Below are 16,870 nucleotides of genomic sequence, written 5' to 3' on the forward strand. Positions count from 1 at the left end.
GCTTCGGGGGCAGAGGGTCTCAGGCCGGCGCGCCGGCCGTGGCCTCCGCGTCGACTGCCAGTCGAATCACTCCGTAGTTCCACCCGCGCCGACGATAGACCACAGAGGGCCGGTTGCACGCGGCGTCGACGAAGAGGAAGAAGTCGTGACCCACGAGCTCCATCTCGTAGAGCGCCTGGTCGATGGTCATCGGCCGGGCCTCGTGGTCTTTCGTGCGGATCACCACCGGGCTGTCCGCGAGCGCCTCGGCCCCTTCGGGCAGGTTGGCCCAGTCCATGCTCTCGGCGAAGCCGTCGATCTCGTCCGCGGCGTCCTCGAGAGGGTCGCGGGTCTTCGTGGGGGCACCGTTCCGGGTGCCGGCTGTGTCTTCGATCGGGCGCTCGGCCAGCGCGATGCCGGCCTGGGTCACTGCGGCACCGGTCCGGCCGCCTTCACCGGGGGCCCCGAGGCCGCGCACCGTGGCGGGGGCGTGCCGGCCGTGATGGACCTTCTTCCGGTCGGCCACGCGCCGGAGCCGCTCGAGCAGCTTGCCGAAGGCGATGTCCAGCGCGGACAGTTCGTCCTGGCCGCAGGCTTCGGCGCGGATGACCGGACCGCGGTCGCGCACGGTTATCTCGATCCGCTCGCAGTTGCTGCTTTGCCGCGGATTCCGCTCGTGGGACAGCTCGACGTCGATACGGAAGGCCGTCGGGCTGAGCTGGGACACCTTCTCCAGCTTCTCCTCGGCGATCCGCCGGAACCGGTCTGTAACCTCAACGTGCCGACCAGTAATCACGATGTCCACGAAGAATCCTCCTGTAGCGTTGCTACGCCTCATGTGCCAGGCCGAACGGGCCGCGATCTCGGAAGGTTCCGAATCGAACCGGAATCGGCCCGGAAATGGCACGGGCGCCAGTGCAATGACGGGGAAATCGCTGGGCGAGAAGCCAGCTACTTCTTGACATCCTCCTTCCTGCTTTCCGCGCCGAAATCAGCGTGGAGGGCGGAAGTGGCGACCCGACGGCCGCCGTGCGTCGAGATTAGAGCAGGCGTTCCGATGTGGATACCCCCTGTCCGACGTAATGTCACCGACAAACCGCTGACACCGACCACGCGGGCCCCCTGAGAGGTCAGCGCGCGCGCCGCTTCTGCCGCGGTCGCGCCGGTCGTGACAACGTCATCGACGATGACGCATCCGCGTTGCCGGAGAGGAAAGCGCAGTCCCTCCCGGACGGCAAGCGCACCCGCCAGATTGTCGCGCCGGGCCCGGGCGGACAGTTCCCCCTGATCGCGGACACCACGGCGGTGCGTGAGCACCGGCGCGACCTGTGGCGGCGGGCCGAAACCGGCGGCCGACCAGGCCGGGCCGGCCTGCCGGACGGCCTGGCGGGCCAGGTCGGCGACCAGGTCGCCACCCCGCCGGCGACGGGCCGGGCCGGACGAGGGGACCGGCACCACCAGCCAGCGACCACCCGGCCCACGAGTAGACGCCCGGCAGGCCAGGAGCGCCCTGGCCAGAGCTGCGCCGAACGGTCCGGTGAGGTCATGGCGCCCGCGCTCCTTCCAGGCCACCACCAGCCGGGCCGCTACGCCGCCGTAGGTCGTGGCACCCCAGACGCCCCAGCCGGGTGGCCAGCCCACCATCGGCCGGAAGAACGCCGGAGCGTCCAGCAGACCGCCGCAGGCGGCGCACAACGGCACGTCCGGAGCACCGCACCCGGCACACTCCGGGGGCCAGACCAGCCCTCCGCCCAGTCGCCAGAACATGCCTGCCGAATTCATTGCTTTCGCTGTGAAAAGCATGATTCCACCCTGGCCTGTCCGGTATCGGCCCGCCATCTCCGGCCGCCGTACTGTGGATAAGGACTTCGTTGTGCCTACCTGTGAATGTACGACGCCGGACGGTGATGTTCCCGGGTCCTACGTCCGCAACACACCGGCCTTGCGGCCCGGGTGGAAGAACTCATCACCCGAATGACGCAATAATTCGGAGCACCCTCCGAAAGGGAACTTCCCGGAACTGCTTGAGCGAGCACTGAGCGCCCGTTCACATCGGCCCATCACGAACGCATCACGGCCGATCGGCAACCGCCGGACGTTCGGCCCGAACGCGCCTATCACAGACAGATCACGACGGTGCGCAGGACAACGAACGAAAACCGACAGACCGAAATACCGGGCGATCCGGGCAGGTGATCGGGTCAGCCGGGGAAGGCGGGCCACCGCGCGCTGGAGATCTTCGCCCAGGACGGCCGGGACCGTCCTTGGGTGCCCTCCTCGGTGCCCACGATCAAGGTGGAGGCGCCATCACCCACAGTGATGGTCTCGGCTCCGGCGACCGCGTCGATCGGCTGGATCGTGCCGCCGATCTCCACGATCCACGGCCGATCGACACCGGCGGAGACCGTCTCGTCATTGGCGTTCGCCGCCGACGGCAGCCTCCGGCCGAGCACCGCGAGGTGCTTCTCGTCCACCCAGGCCACGTCACGCACCGAGACCAGGTCGGGAACGATGCCCTCGGGCTGCGTCAGGCGCACCGGCCGGCCGCTCTCGTCCCGCACGATGCCGGTGAGGAAGACGTGCGGCTCGCCGTTGTCCGTGATGGCCAGTACCGCCCGGGTGCCGTCCCGCGAGACGCGCAGCGCCTCCACCTGGTAATCCTTCAGCCAGTCGGCCTCCACGAGCACCCGGTCGTCGTCCGAGGCCGCCTGGGCGATGTCCACCGCCCGGACACCCGACGCGTCCGCCGTCCACAGCCAGCCGCGGGTGTCGAACGACGGTGCGGTGAAACCGGAGCCGGGCAACTGCGTGGTCTTGCCGGAGCCGGCCTCGGAAAGCAGCAGGCGCGACCGGTCGGCGGAGAGTGCGGCGAACCAGCCCCCGTCGTAGGACACCCCCGGCGAGGCCAGCCCGTAGACCGCGTTCAGGGAGTCGAGATCCTCGAGCCCCTTGACCACCTCGTTGCCGTCGACACCGATCCGCACCATCCGGCCCTTGGTATCGATGCCGACGGCGGCACCGCCGACCGCCGGGTCCACCACCGGGCGTGGGCCGGACTCCGAGGGAATGTTGTACGACACCCGCTCGACCGTGATCCGCACCGACGAGATGGTGCGCAGCTGACCCAGAGTGGTCTGCAGTTGGGCCAGCATCAACTGTCGCTGGCGGTCATCGGCCAGCCGGGCGTTACGGGTCAGGTCGACCGTCGCGATGCCGTTCGAGACCACCACCGCCGACACCGCCATCTCGGTGCCCGGCGGCACACTCGTCGCCACCGCGTCGGCCAGCCAGTCCGGCGGCCCCTCCAGCAGCGCGCGCACCAGGGCGGTGGGCAGCTCCGGCGAGCCCGGTGCGCTGGCGAACCAGTGGGTGTCCGGCACCAGGTAGTCGCCACCGGCATCGGGGAAGTACACCGAGTACGGCTTGAACGTCACGTTGAAGTCGTTGCGGGTGATGAGGATTCCGTCGTTCAGCGTGTTGATGCGCCACTGGCCGCCGCTCTTCACCAGCCCGAAGTAGCGAGGCTCGGCCTTCGATCCGGGCGGGATCACCCGGTACCGGCCGCTGCTGTCGATGTGGGCGATCGACGGAGCCCGGACGACCACCTCGGCGACCTCACGCCCCGGGGCGGCCCCCGCCGCACCGGCGGCGCCGGCGTCGGCGCCCGCCGTCGCGGAAGGCGTGACCGAGGCGGTGGCCTGCGAGTCGTCATCGTCCTCGGGCAGCTGTCGCGTGCTCAGGGTGTCCAGCGAACGGAACACGGTCACCGAGGTGTCGGGACGCCAGGCCAGGCGACGCTCCGGGCTCAGGAAGCTGCGGGCGACCGCGTGGTCGTCGCTGTAACCAGCGCTGGCGGCCAGGAAACCCCGCACCACCTCGACCGGGCTCTGCCCCGTCTTCGGGCCCTCCGGCGCCAGCTGGAAGACGCCCTCGAGCGGGTCGTCGTTGATGACGTCCCCGCTGATCACCGGGCCGGTGCGGGGAATGGTCGCGCAACCCGGCAACCCGACCACGGCGACCATGGCGAGAACCAGGGCGGGTACGCGTCCCCAAGCACGACTCACAGCTGACCCGCCTCCAGTCCCGGCTCCTCGAGCTGCCCCTCCATCTCGGGCCCCGGCGCGAGCATCAGCAGTGAACCGGTGTCGGTGCCCAGATGAGGTACCAGCGGTAGCGGGGACCCGACCAGCAGCGCCCCGACCTGCTTGGGCAGGGTCAGACGGAACACCGCCCCGACCCCCGGCTCGCCCCAGACCTGCAACCAGCCCCCGTGCAGGTGGGCGTCTTCCTGCGAGATGGACAGTCCCAGACCGGTGCCCCCGGTGGTGCGTGCCCGCGCCGGATCAGCGCGCCAGAACCGGTTGAAGACCATGCTCAGCTCTTCCGAGCTGAGCCCCACCCCGTGGTCGCGCACGGCGATGGCCACAGCGTCGGTCGACTCGGCCACCTGCACCTCGATCGGCCGGCCCTCACCGTGCTCGATCGCGTTGCCGACCAGGTTGCGCACCACCCGCTCGACCCGGCGGGAATCCACCTGGGCCACACAGGGGTGCAAGGAGAGCTGCAGCACGATCGTGCTGCCCTTGCGCTCGGCGAGCGGCACCAGGTTGTCGACGACCCGCTCGGCGAGCTCACGCACGTCCACCGACTCGACGTCCAGCACCGCGGCCCCGGCGTCGAACCGGCTGATCTCCAGCAGGTCGCCGAGCAGGGACTCGAACCGGTCGAGCTGGGTCTGCAGCAGCTCGGCGCTGCGCCTCAGCACCGGGTCGCCGAGTTCGTCCCGGCTCTCGTGGATGACCTCGCTGGCCATCCGGATCGTGGTGAGAGGGGTCCGCAGTTCGTGCGAGACGTCGGAGACGAAGCGCCGCTGCACACGGGAAAGCTCTTCGAGCTGGTGGATCTGCCGTTCCAGGCCTGCCGCCATGCCGTTGAACGCCCGCCCCAGCCGGGCGATGTCGTCCTGTCCACGCACCTTCATGCGCATGTCCAGGCGGCCGGAGGCCAGTTGCTCGGCGGTCTTCGCGGCCTGCCGGATCGGCGTCACCACCTGCCGGGTGATCACGTAGGCCACACCGCCGACCAGCAGCACCAGGCCCAGCCCGGAGGGCAGCAGTGTGCGCCGCACCAGGTCGAGGATCTGCGTCTCCCGCTCCAGCGGGAAGACGAAGTACAGCTCGTAGTCGCCGGACAGCGGCACGTCGATGATGGTGCCGACGGCCAGCGCCGGCACCTCCTCACCGTTCAGCGGCATGGTGGTGATCTGCGACTGCTGACGGCCACGGGAGTTCACCGCGTCGCGCAGCGTCTGCGGGATCACGTTCAGCGGGACGCCGGGAGTGGCCCGGTCTTTCAGTTCGGTCGGCTGGGTGGATCGCTGCGCCCGGCGCAGGATCACCTCGCGGCTGTCGGTGCCCTCCGGCCCCTGCAACTGGGCCAGGAGGTCGTTGATGTCGCTCTCCTGGCGTGTGCTGTCCGGGTAGTCGGTGGCCGCCAGGACGGTGTTGGCCTCATCGGTCAGGCTGGCCGCCTCCGCCGTGGCGGTCTCGGTGCGGGAGTCGATCAGACCGTCCCGGATCCGCATCAGGAGGAAGTTGCCGACCACCAGCACCACGCCCAGGCCGAGCAGCATGGTGGTGGCGACCACGCGCAGCCGCATCGACCGGCTCCACCGCCGCCGGATCTTCTTGAGCAGTTTCTTCGCGCGCCACATCACCCCGTGCCGAACACGGCCGAAGAACCGCCTCGCCCGACCGACCGGACCCCGGGAAGCCGGCCGCGCCGGAGCAGGTGCCCCGGCCGCGGGCCGGCGGACGGCCCGGGCCGGACCCGTCGGTTTCTTGGCCTGACCGCTGGCCCCGGTGGACTTGGCCCCAGCGGACTTGGCCCCGGTGGACTTGGCCCCGCCGGACTTCGGTGACCCCCCCGCCACCGGCTAGGCCGGCCCGGCCTTGTACCCGACGCCGCGCACGGTGACCACGATCTCCGGCCGCTCGGGGTCTTTCTCGATCTTCGACCGCAACCGCTGCACGTGAACGTTCACCAGACGGGTGTCCGCCGCGTGCCGGTATCCCCAGACCTGCTCCAGCAGCACCTCACGGGTGAACACCTGCCAGGGCTTGCGGGCGAGTGCGACCAGCAGGTCGAACTCCAGCGGGGTCAGCGAGATCACCTCACCGCCGCGCCGGACCACGTGCCCGGCGACGTCGATGGAGACCTCACCGATCTCCAGGGCCTCCGGCGCCGGCTCGTCGGTGCGCCGCAGCCGCGCCCGAACGCGCGCGACCAGCTCTTTCGGCTTGAAGGGCTTGACCATGTAGTCGTCGGCACCCGACTCCAGCCCCAGTACGACGTCGACCGTGTCGGTCTTCGCCGTCAGCATCACGATCGGGACGCCCGACTCCGCCCGGATCAGGCGGCAGACCTCGATGCCGTCTTTGCCCGGCAGCATCAGGTCGAGCAACACCAGATCAGGACGGGTGGCACGGAACGCCTCCAGTGCCCCTGCGCCGTCCGCGCAGAAAACTGGCTCGAACCCCTCGCCCCGCAGGACGATCCCGAGCATCTCCGACAGTGCATTGTCGTCATCGACGACGAGAACCCGGCCTCTCATGGGGGACATCGTGTCAAAGACCGGGGACAAAAAACGAAACGGGCCCGACATGCCAGGATGAACCTCCGGGGCAAGATGGTCATCAGCCCCGTTCGACGCGGTGGGGAAGAACGAGCGGGAGGGGTTGCCGGGTGTCCGAACAACCAGGTGGCTGGTCGGTACCCGGTGGTGAACCGGAGAAGCGTCCCGGCTCGTCCTCCGACGATCAATCCGCAGGTCAGCAGGCAGATCAACAGCAACCACAAGAGACGCCGACGGGCTCCGCGCCCGGGTCGCCCCCTTCGGGTTGGGGCTGGGGCGGAAGTCAGCCGCCCTCTCATCCGCAGCAGACACAGCAGCCGCAGTACCCACAGCAACAACCGCCCCATTCCCAGCAGTCTCCGTACCCCCCGCAGCCGGGATGGAACGGTCAGGGCCACGGACAGCCCGGCTACGCACCCCCTCCGGGTCCCGATCAGCCGCCGGGCTGGGGTGCGCCTCCCTCCGGCTGGAACGCGGCACCACCCCAGAACAACGGGTGGGGTGCTCCTCCTCCGCAGGGCGGCTGGAACTCCCCCTCCCCGGGACAGCCCGGCTGGCAGCGGGGTGCGGGCCGGGGTGCGGGCATCATCCCGATGCGTCCGCTGAGCATCGGCGAGATCTACGACGGCTCGATCCGCGCGATCCGCGCCAACCCGCGCACCATGGTCGGGTTCTCCGCGATCATCGGCGCGATCATCATCGCGCTGGGCACCGTGCCGCAGCTGCTGGCCCTCAACGACCTCTTCTCCAACCCGCTGCTCACCAGCGACGCCGAGACGCTGGACACGATGGACTGGGACTCCTTCTACGACCTGTTCGGCGTCCTCGGGGTGACGCTGCTCGTCTCCCTGGTCCAGTCGGTGCTCTCCACCACGATCATCACCGGCATGCTCATCGTCGCCGTCGGCGGTGCCGTGCGGGGCGAGACGCTCTCCCCGGGGCAGCTGTGGCAGCGGGCCCGCCACCGCCTCTGGTCCGTGCTCGGCCTGGCGCTGCTCATGGTTCTCGTCGCACCGCTGTTCATCGGCCTCTGCCTGGTCCCGGGCGGCCTGCTGACCTGGGCCGGCATCTCCGGCGACAGCGACGGCCTGCTGATCGCCGGGGTCATCGCGCTGCTGGCCGGCGGGCTCGCCGGAGCCCTCACCTACGCCGTGTTCTACCTGGGCTTCTGGTCGGTGGCCGCACCCGCCCTGCTGCTCGAGAACCTCGGCGTCGTCGCCGCGCTGCGCCGCTCGGCCCGCCTGGTGCGCGGCTCGTTCTGGCGGGTGTTCGGCATCAGCCTGCTGACCATGGTGATCGCGTCCGTGATCACCCAGATCTTCGGGGTGCCGTTCCAGCTCATCGGCAACGTGGTCTCGCTCTCGGGCGACCTCGACCTGGGCACCTCCCTGTTCGTGCAGCAGATATTCACCGACGTCGGCACGATCCTGGCGGGCGCCGTGGTCTACCCGTTCTCCGCCGGCGCCATCGCCCTGCTCTACCTCGACCTGCGGATGCGGCGCGAGGGCATGGATGTGGAGATGCTGCGCTCGGAGCAGCCCCGGTGAAGTTCGCAGCACCGCCGGCCGAGGTCCCCGTCGAGCCGGACCGTGGGCAGGCCCGGGAGTGGGTCGTCTCCGAGCTGAGCCGCCGGGAGTACCAGGAGGCGCGGCCCGGGCTCATCCAGCGGGCGGTCGACTGGATCCAGGAGAAGTTCCAGGGTGTCCATCCCGGCTTCGATTCACCGGTCCAGATCACCGTCACGATCCTCGCCGTGCTGCTGGTGGTCGCGGTCGGTCTGGCGCTCTGGCGCTCCGGCGGTATCCGCCGGGGCCACCGGCGGCGTCCGGCGGCGGTGCTGCCGGCCCACGTCACCACCGCCGCCGACCATCGCGCCGCCGCGGACCGGCTCGCCGCCGCCGGCCAGTGGGGCGACGCCGTGCTGGAACGCTTCCGGGCCGTCGCCCGGGAACTCGGCGAGCGCGCGCTGGTACCGGTCTTCCCCGGCGCGACCGCCGTCGAGGTGGCCCGTGAGGGTGGCACGGCCCTGCCCGCACTGGCCGGTGACCTGCGCACGGCCGCCCGGCATTTCGACGACATCTGTTACGGCCACCTGGAACTGACCGATGAGCGGGGACGCGAGGCGGACGGGTTCCTGCGCCGGCTGGACGAGCAGGTGCGGGCCGCCCGGGCGACCGCCGGTCTGCCCCGGGACAACAACACTGAACAGGTGACTTCGCGATGAGCACGGCCGCCGAGGCCCCGATCGCCGCCCCCGCACCTCCGAGCCTGCGTCAGGACTCGACGGCAGCCTGGCGGCGCTGGCGCTGGCCGCTGTGTGTGCTCGTGGTCATCGTCCTCGCAGGCACCGTGATCGCACTGACCGTTCCGGCCGGCGATGACGGCCGGCGGCTGAGTCCCGCCAACGCCGCTCCCGAGGGCGGCCGGGCCCTGGCCCAGGTTCTGGGCCGCCAGGGGGTCGACGTGGTGCGGGCCGACCGCACGGACGAGGCCACGGGTGCCACGACCCTGGCCAGCACCCTGGTGGTCGCCGACACCATGCTGCTCGCACCCGAGCAGCTCGACCGGCTGGCCCGGGACGACGCGAGCCGGCTGGTCCTGATCGAGCCGGACGAGGTCACCCTGAGCGTGCTGGCCCCCCAGGTGCGGGCCGCCGGCTACAGCAACCGCACCGATCCGGAGTACGCCGACTGCTCGGTCGGGGCTGCGGTCACCGCCGGAGACATCCGGGGCGGTGGCCATCTCTACGCCCGTTCCGGCAGGGCCACGGACGGCGGGGTGGCCGTCTGCTACCCGCAGTCCGACTCCGACGACACCTCGGGGGTAGACAGCAGTACCGAGCGCGGCAGCTATGTGGTGACGACGGCGAACGGCCGGCAGGTCATCGTGATCGGCCAGTCCGACCTCCTCACCAACGAGCACCTCGCCGAGAACGGCAACGCGGCCCTGGCCCTGAACACGTTCGGCGCGCAGTCGTCGCTGGTCTGGTACATGCCCGACCCGCTGGAGGTGGTCGGCGCCGACCAGCGGCCCGCGTTGACCGACCTGATGCCCGGCTGGGTGCTCTGGTCGCTGGCCCAGCTGGCCCTCGTGACCCTGCTGGCGATGGCCTGGCGCGCGCGGCGCTTCGGCCGGCTGGTCGGCGAACCGCTGCCGGTGGTCGTGCGGGCCGCCGAGACCCAGGAGGGCCGGGCGCGGCTGTACCGCCAGGCCGGGGCCCGGGGCCGGGCCGCGGCCACGCTCCGCACCACCAGCCTGCGCCGCCTGGCCACCCGGGTCGCCGCCCCGGGCGGCACCACCCCACAACAGCTGGTGGTCCTGGTGGCCGCCGCGACCGGCCGGAACCTCTTCGAGGTCGAGCAGACCCTGCTCGGCCCGGCGCCGGCGTCCGACGGTGCCCTGGTCGAACTGGCCGACCGGCTGGACGCACTCGAACGGGCCGCCGGCATCCACAGCACCCCCACCCGTCCCCGCTGACACCGCACGATCTGAGAGGCTCGCCTTCGTGACCGACTACCCGACCACGCAACCGGACACGCACTCGGACGGCTACTCCACCTCCGCGACCGGTGACGCTGAGTCCGCCCGGCAGGCCCTGGTGCGGGTCCGCACCGAGGTGGCGAAGGCCGTGGTCGGTCAGGACGAGGCGGTCACCGGTCTGGTGATCGCGTTGCTCTGCCGCGGCCACGTGCTGCTCGAGGGCGTACCCGGCGTGGCGAAGACCCTTCTGGTGCGGTCGCTCTCGGCCGCTTTGCGGCTGGAGACGAGCCGGGTGCAGTTCACGCCCGACCTGATGCCGGGCGACATCACCGGCTCGCTGGTCTACGACAACCGCAGCGGCGAGTTCTCGTTCCGTGACGGCCCGGTGTTCACCAACCTGCTGCTGGCCGACGAGATCAACCGCACCCCGCCGAAGACCCAGGCCGCGCTGCTGGAGGCGATGGAGGAGCGGCAGGTCACCGTCGACGGCCGGCCCCGCCCGCTGCCCGACCCCTTCGTCGTGGCCGCCACCCAGAACCCGGTCGAGTACGAGGGCACCTACCCGCTGCCCGAGGCCCAGCTCGACCGTTTCCTGCTCAAGGTGACGATGCATCTGCCGCCCCGCGACGTCGAGCTGGAGGTACTGGCCCGGCACGCCGCCGGTTTCGACCCGCGGGATCTGGCTGCCGCCGGGGTGAGTGCCGTGGCCGGACCGGCCGACCTGGCCGCCGCCACCCGCGCCGTCCGCACCGTGGACGTGAGCCGCGAGGTGATGGGCTACATCGTCGACGTCGTGCAGGCCACCCGTTCGTCGCCGTCCCTGGCCCTGGGCGTGTCCCCCCGGGGCGCCACCGGCCTGCTCAACACCTCACGAGCCTGGGCCTGGCTGCAGGGCCGGCACTACGTCACCCCCGACGACGTGAAGGCGCTCGCCCCGGCCACGCTGCGGCACCGTATGCAGTTGCGGCCCGAGGCCGAGCTGGAGGGTGTCACCACCGACGGCGTGCTGGACAGCGTGCTCGCCGCCGTCCCCGTCCCCCGCTGACCGGCATGACCATCAGCGGGCGCGCCGTCGTCCTGGCCGCGATCGGCCTGGTGCCGGTCGTACTGTGGCCGGGCTGGGGATCGCTACTGGGCTGGGCTGCCCTGTTCGCCGTGGCGGTGCTGATCGACCTGCTCCTGGCCGGGTCGGCCCGTGCCCTGCGGGTGCACCGGGAGCCGATCGCCACGATCCGGATGGGCACCTCCACCCCGGGTTCGTTCGTGCTGACCAACCCGGGCCGGCGCACCGTGCGGGGGTCCCTGCGCGATGCGTGGCAGCCCTCAGCGGGCGCCACCGGTGAACGGCACCGGGTGAAGCTGCCCGCGGGCCAGAGCCGCCGCATCGTGACCACGCTCACGCCCACCCGGCGAGGTGACCGGCAGGCCGGTGACGTGACCGTGCGCAGCTTCGGACCACTCGGTATCGCCGCCCGCCAGTACTCCCTGCCCGCCCCCGGGCACCTGCGGGTGTTGCCGCCCTTCACCTCCCGCAAGCACCTGCCCAGCAAGCTGGCCCGGCTGCGGGAACTGGACGGCCGTACCTCGCTGCGGATCCGCGGGCAGGGTACGGAATTCGACTCGCTGCGCGACTACGTCGGCGGTGACGACGTGCGCTCGATCGACTGGCGTGCCACGGCCCGGCGCGGCGGGGTGGTCGTGCGCACCTGGCGCCCCGAGCGCGACCGCCGGGTGCTACTCGTGCTCGACACCTCCCGCACCTCTGCGGCCCGGGTCGGCGACGAGCCTCGCCTCGATGCCGCCATGGACGCGGCGCTGCTGCTGGCCGCCCTGGCCTCGCGGGCCGGTGACCGAGTGGACCTGCTGGCCATGGACCGCCGGGTGCGGGCCCGCGTCGAGGGTGCCGGCCGTAGCGACTTACTGCCCCAGCTGGTCTCGGCCATGGCGCCGGTCGAGGCCGACCTGGTGGAGGCCGACTGGGCCGCGATCGTGGCGACAGTGCTGGGCCGGATGTCGCAGCGGGCCCTCGTGGTGCTGCTGACCCCGCTGGAGGGCGCGGCGATCGAGGAGGGCCTGATGCCGGTGATCGCCCGGCTCTGTTCCCGGCACCGGGTGGTCGTCGCGTCGGTCGCCGATCCGCAGGTGGCCGCGATGGCCGACGGACGCGGCGACGCCTACGCCGTCTACGGTGCGGCCGCCGCCGGGCGCGCGGCCCTGGACCGGGCAGCGACCACGGCCGAGCTGCGCCGGATGGGCGTCGACGTGGTTGACGCCTCGCCCGAGGACCTGCCTCCGCAACTGGCCGACCGCTACCTGGCGCTCAAAGCAGCTGGCCTGCTGTAGCACCCGACGGGCGGGCTCTTCCCCCGCCACCTTGGTGACGTGGCTGTGAGCTGCTCTCAGAGCCCGGCGAGGAACTCCAGCACCCGCCCCGTCAGCAGCCCAGCCGCGACCGGGTCGTACTCACTGAAGCTCGAATCGGCGAAAAGGTGCGCGGAACCGGGATAGACGAACAGATCAATGCCGCTCTCGGCCGAGGCGAAGACCTCGGCCGCTGCCAGGTCGCCGGAGTCGGCGAACTCCGGATCGGCAGCCATACCGTGGATCTGCGCCCGAACGCCCGGCCAGGAGCCGAACTCCGACGGCGGGACGAAACCACTCAGGAACAGGGCCCCCTTCGCGCCGGATCGGGTGGCGACGAGCTGCGCTGCCGGCATCACCCCGAGCGAGAAGCCGGCGTAAACGAGCTCTGCAGGCAGCTCCTGGACCGCCTGCACCCCACGGTCGACCACCGTGTCGAAGCCCAGCGAGCGCGCATGGGCCACCCCCACGTCCACCGATGCGAAGGTCTTACCCTCGAAAAGATCTGGGGTGTGCACGATGTGCCCGGCCGCCCGCAGATCTCCGGCGAACTCCCGCACCCCGGCAGTCAACCCCAGGGCATGGTGGAACAGCACAACCTCGGCCATCGTCCGCTCCCCTCGAACAGGTGTCCTATCCCGGCTCAGCCTGCCACAGGCCGGACGTCACCGGCCAGTTCGGCGGCCAGGTCGCCGGTTTCACCGGCGAGTGCTGCCGTCCGGCCGTAGCGCCAGACGTATCCCAGGAAGACCAGCCAGACCACCGCGCCGATCGTGATGCGCGCCCAGGTCGGCAGCGGTGAGGGAGTCACGAAGGCCTCGACCACGCCGGACACCAGCAGCACCACGACCAGCCCGATCGCGATCGTCACCATGGCCCGGCCCTCTTCCCCGACAGCCCGACCACGGCTGCGGGGCCCGGGATCGACCCAGGCCCAGAACACCTTGAGCCCGGCTCCCGCCGCGACGAACACGCAGGTCAGCTCGAGCAGACCGTGCGGCAGGATCAGACCGAAGAAAAGGTCGAGCCGGTCGTTCGCGGCCATCAGGCCGCCCACCAGCCCGAGGTTGAGTGCGTTCTGCGCCAGCACGTAGACCACACCGACCCCGGTGATGCCGAGCACGAAGCAGAGCGCGGCCACCCAGGCATTGTTCGTCCAGACCTGCACGGCGAAGCCGGAGGCCGCGTTCTCCGAGTAGTAGCTCTCGAAGTCGTTCTGCACCAGCTGCTGGATCTGCTGCTCGCTGCCGACCGAGGCCTGCACCCGCGGGGTCACCGCCACCCACCAGCCGAGCGCCAGGGCGACCAGGGCCGAGCCGGCCGCCGCGCCCAGGCTCCACCAGCGCGACCGGTACACCGCCGCGGGGAAGGACACCGTGAACATCCGGGCGAACTCGCGGGCCGGCGGCTCGTTGCCGCCGGAGATGCGGGTGCGGGCCCGGCCCACGGTGCCGGAGAGGCGGGCCACCAGGGCGGGATCATGCGACGAGGAACGGACGACGGACAGGTGCGTCGCGGCGCGCTGGTACAGCAGCACCATCTCGTCCACCTCGGCACCGGTCAGCCGGCGCCGCTTCGTCAGCCGGTCGAGGCTGTTCCAGTCGGCCGAGTGCACGGCGACGAATGCGTCCAGATCCACGGAGCGAGCCTAACCTTGTCGGTGGCACCACGTAGCCTGGCAGTTGTGATCACGGACCCGCTCGCCCCGTTGCCTCCCGGCCAGGACCGGTCGGTCGGTGTCACCGGCCTGGTCGGCGTCGACGAGCTGGATTTCTCGGACGAGCTGATCACCGGTGAGGCGGTGGTGCTGGAGCTGCGCCCCGCCTCGTTCATCACCCGGGCCCTGGCCCTGGTCGCCGATCTCGTGCTCACGGTCACGGTGTTCTTGCTGCTCTACTGGCTGCTCTACGCCACCAGCGGCTCCGTCGACGAGGCCGCCGGCAGCGCGCTCGTGCTGGTCACCGTGCTCGGTGTGGGCGTCGGCATGCCGATCCTGATCGAGACCCTCACCCGAGGTCGTTCGCTGGGCAAGTGGCTGGCCGGTCTGCGGGTGGTGCGCGACGACGGTGGGCCGATCCGCGCCCGGCACGCCCTGATCCGCGGGCTTCTCGCCGTACTGGAGATCTACTGGTCGGCCGGGTCCATCGCCCTGCTCACCTCACTGGTGAACAAACGCGGCAAGCGTCTGGGCGACCTGGTGGCCGGCACCTATGTGATCCGCGAACGCCAGCCCCGTAACCTGCCCCCGCAGGTCGCCATGCCACCGCATCTGGCCCCCTGGGTGCGCAACGCCGACCTGGGCCGCCTGCCCGATCCGCTCGCCCGGGCCAGCCGTCAGTTCCTGGCCCGCGCGCCGCGTCTGGCGCCCGACGCCCGGCACCGTCTGGGGTATTCACTGGCCGCCCAGGTGGGTGATCTGGTGGCGCCGCCGCCCCCGCCGGGCACCCACCCCGAAGACTTCCTGGCCGCGGTCCTGGCCGAGCGGCGCGACCGTGACTACGCCCGCCTCTGGCGCGAGATGGAGCAGCGCCGGGCCCGGAGCAACTCCCGGGCCGCCGCAAGCCCGCTGTCCGCAACCGGTTTCGGGCTGCCAGACGGCGACTGACCCGAGCGAGACCAGACCAGGCGAGACCAGATCGGGCGTAGACCAGACCAGATCGGGCGTAGACCAGACCAGATGGGCCCGAACACGACCTGACCGAACGAGACCAGGCAAGACCCGACGGAACGAGACCGACCCGAACCGAAACCGACCGGACCCGAAGGCGACCGGAACTGAAGTGACCGGACCCGGGGCGGAAGTGCACCCGCGTCCTCCATCAGTGCCGGTGAACCAAAAGCGCAAGGCGCGCCCTCCCCGGCGAGGGGAGGACGCGCCCGGCACTCAGCACATCAGTAGCGGTACTGCTCCGACTTGTACGGGCCCTCGACGTGAACGCCGAGGTACTCCGCCTGACCCTTGGTGAGCTCGGTCAGCTTCACGCCGAGCGCGTCCAGGTGCAGACGGGCGACCTTCTCGTCCAGGTGCTTCGGCAGCACGTAGACCTGGGTCTCGTACTCGTCGCGCTTGGTGAAGATCTCGATCTGCGCGATGACCTGGTTCGAGAACGAGTTCGACATGACGAAGCTCGGGTGACCAGTGGCGTTGCCCAGGTTCAGCAGGCGGCCCTCGGAAAGCACGATGATCGAGGTGCCGTCGGCGAAGGTCCACTCGTGGACCTGCGGCTTGATCTCGGTCTTGGTGATGCCGGGGAGCTTGGCCAGGCCGGCCATGTCGATCTCGTTGTCGAAGTGGCCGATGTTGCCGACCACGGCCTTGTCCTTCATCCCCTGCATGTGCTCCGCCGTGATGACGTCGAAGTTGCCGGTGGTGGTGATGAAGAAGTCACCCTGGGACAGGACGTCCTCGATGGTGGTGACCTGGTAACCGTCCATCGCCGCCTGCAGCGCGCAGATCGGGTCGATCTCGGTGATGATGACGCGCGCGCCCTGGCCGCGCAGCGACTCCGCGGCCCCCTTGCCGACGTCGCCGTAACCGCAGACCACGGCCACCTTGCCACCGATGAGAACGTCGGTGCCGCGGTTGATGCCGTCGATCAGCGAGTGCCGGATGCCGTACTTGTTGTCGAACTTCGACTTGGTGACAGAGTCGTTGACGTTGATCGCCGGGAAGAGCAGCGTGCCGCTGCGCTGCATCTCGTACAGACGCAGGACGCCTGTGGTGGTCTCCTCGGTGACGCCCTTGATGCCGGCGGCGAGCTCGGTGAACCGGGTCTTCGAGGCCGCGACGGACTTGCGCAGCACCTCGAGGATGACCCCGTACTCCTCGGAGTCGTCCTCGGAGGTGGCGGGCACGGCGCCGGCCTTCTCGAACTCGACGCCCTTGTGGATGAGCAGCGTGACGTCGCCACCGTCGTCGAGGATCATGTTCGGACCCTCACCGTCGGGCCAGCTGACGATCTGCTCGGTGCACCACCAGTACTCTTCGAGCGTCTCGCCCTTCCAGGCGAACACCGGCACACCCTGCGGGTTCTCGGGAGTGCCGTTCGGGCCCACGACGACGGCCGCGGCGGCCGCGTCCTGCGTGGAGAAGATGTTGCAGGAGGCCCAGCGGACCTGTGCGCCGAGCGCGGTCAGCGTCTCGATCAGCACCGCGGTCTGCACGGTCATGTGCAGGGAACCGGTGATGCGGGCGCCGGTCAGCGGCTTGCTGTCACCGAACTCGGCCCGCAGGGACATCAGGCCGGGCATCTCGTGCTCGGCGAGGCGCAGCTCGTGGCGGCCGGCCTCGGCCAGGGAGAGGTCAGCGACCTTGTAGTCGAACGTCATTATCGTCCTTCGGCATCGTCGGATGCGGCTGTAGACAGAGAAAGTCCACAGCGCGGTGAGCGGGTCAATGGCATGGCGAAGCAGACC

Annotated in this window: 14 protein-coding genes; 6 read left to right on the forward strand and 8 right to left on the reverse strand. The window is 70.7% G+C overall.

The annotated features are described in order from the left end of the window. Positions 1 to 19: 19 nt before the first annotated feature. From hpf to mtrA, 5 genes are all read right to left on the reverse strand, one after another. Positions 20 to 784: a ribosome hibernation-promoting factor, HPF/YfiA family gene (gene hpf, locus QSK05_RS08795; protein WP_285595853.1), complete on the reverse strand. Its 765-nt coding sequence runs from the start codon at positions 782 to 784 to the stop codon at positions 20 to 22. Between the two features lie 146 nt (positions 785 to 930). After that, complete coding sequence (locus QSK05_RS08800) at positions 931 to 1,746, reverse strand: ComF family protein (RefSeq protein ID WP_285595855.1); 816 nt, start codon at positions 1,744 to 1,746, stop codon at positions 931 to 933. Between the two features lie 434 nt (positions 1,747 to 2,180). Further along, positions 2,181 to 4,043: an LpqB family beta-propeller domain-containing protein gene (locus QSK05_RS08805; protein WP_285595857.1), complete on the reverse strand. Its 1,863-nt coding sequence runs from the start codon at positions 4,041 to 4,043 to the stop codon at positions 2,181 to 2,183. Further along, complete coding sequence (gene mtrB / locus QSK05_RS08810) at positions 4,040 to 5,692, reverse strand: MtrAB system histidine kinase MtrB (protein ID WP_285595859.1); 1,653 nt, start codon at positions 5,690 to 5,692, stop codon at positions 4,040 to 4,042. The genes QSK05_RS08805 and mtrB overlap by 4 nt, the downstream gene beginning before the upstream one ends. A 222-nt stretch (positions 5,693 to 5,914) precedes the next feature. Further along, positions 5,915 to 6,592 carry an MtrAB system response regulator MtrA gene (gene mtrA / locus QSK05_RS08815; RefSeq protein WP_352300517.1) on the reverse strand — a complete coding sequence of 226 codons (678 nt, stop codon included), beginning with the start codon at positions 6,590 to 6,592 and terminating at the stop codon, positions 5,915 to 5,917. 614 nt (positions 6,593 to 7,206) lie between these two features. Here mtrA and QSK05_RS08820 point away from each other — a divergent pair. The 5 genes from QSK05_RS08820 to QSK05_RS08840 all read left to right on the forward strand — a co-directional run bounded on the left by QSK05_RS08820 (position 7,207) and on the right by QSK05_RS08840 (position 12,436). Continuing rightward, the gene (locus tag QSK05_RS08820; RefSeq protein ID WP_285595863.1) at positions 7,207 to 8,160 is read left to right on the forward strand and encodes a DUF7847 domain-containing protein; all 954 of its coding nucleotides are present in this window, start codon (positions 7,207 to 7,209) and stop codon (positions 8,158 to 8,160) included. Further along, the gene (locus QSK05_RS08825; RefSeq protein ID WP_285595865.1) at positions 8,157 to 8,837 is read left to right on the forward strand and encodes a DUF4129 domain-containing protein; all 681 of its coding nucleotides are present in this window, start codon (positions 8,157 to 8,159) and stop codon (positions 8,835 to 8,837) included. Before QSK05_RS08820 ends, QSK05_RS08825 begins: the two co-directional genes overlap by 4 nt. Next, positions 8,834 to 10,090, forward strand: coding sequence for a DUF4350 domain-containing protein (locus QSK05_RS08830; RefSeq protein ID WP_285595867.1), 1,257 nt, complete (start codon positions 8,834 to 8,836; stop codon positions 10,088 to 10,090). Before QSK05_RS08825 ends, QSK05_RS08830 begins: the two co-directional genes overlap by 4 nt. Positions 10,091 to 10,208: 118 nt before the next feature. Then, entirely contained in the window at positions 10,209 to 11,138 is a 930-nt protein-coding gene (locus QSK05_RS08835) for an AAA family ATPase (protein WP_352300716.1), read from the forward strand. Positions 11,139 to 11,143: 5 nt separating this feature from the next. Further along, complete coding sequence (locus tag QSK05_RS08840) at positions 11,144 to 12,436, forward strand: DUF58 domain-containing protein (RefSeq protein WP_285595870.1); 1,293 nt, start codon at positions 11,144 to 11,146, stop codon at positions 12,434 to 12,436. 56 nt (positions 12,437 to 12,492) lie between these two features. Here the strand turns inward: QSK05_RS08840 and QSK05_RS08845 are convergent, their stop codons facing one another. Both QSK05_RS08845 and QSK05_RS08850 read right to left on the reverse strand, forming a co-directional pair. Beyond that, positions 12,493 to 13,062, reverse strand: a complete 570-nt coding sequence (locus QSK05_RS08845) for a dienelactone hydrolase family protein (RefSeq protein ID WP_285595872.1) — start codon at positions 13,060 to 13,062, stop codon at positions 12,493 to 12,495. 35 nt (positions 13,063 to 13,097) lie between these two features. Continuing rightward, positions 13,098 to 14,093 carry a stage II sporulation protein M gene (locus QSK05_RS08850; protein WP_285595874.1) on the reverse strand — a complete coding sequence of 332 codons (996 nt, stop codon included), beginning with the start codon at positions 14,091 to 14,093 and terminating at the stop codon, positions 13,098 to 13,100. A 45-nt stretch (positions 14,094 to 14,138) separates the two neighbouring features. Between QSK05_RS08850 and QSK05_RS08855 the strand changes: the two genes are divergently transcribed. After that, positions 14,139 to 15,059, forward strand: coding sequence for an RDD family protein (locus QSK05_RS08855; protein WP_285595875.1), 921 nt, complete (start codon positions 14,139 to 14,141; stop codon positions 15,057 to 15,059). A gap of 287 nt (positions 15,060 to 15,346) precedes the next feature. Here the strand turns inward: QSK05_RS08855 and ahcY are convergent, their stop codons facing one another. Then, entirely contained in the window at positions 15,347 to 16,783 is a 1,437-nt protein-coding gene (gene ahcY / locus QSK05_RS08860; protein ID WP_285595878.1) for an adenosylhomocysteinase, read from the reverse strand. Between the last annotated feature and the right edge of the window lie 87 nt (positions 16,784 to 16,870).

The sequence above is a fragment of the Kineosporia sp. NBRC 101731 genome, from assembly GCF_030269305.1.
Lineage (GTDB): Bacteria > Actinomycetota > Actinomycetes > Actinomycetales > Kineosporiaceae > Kineosporia.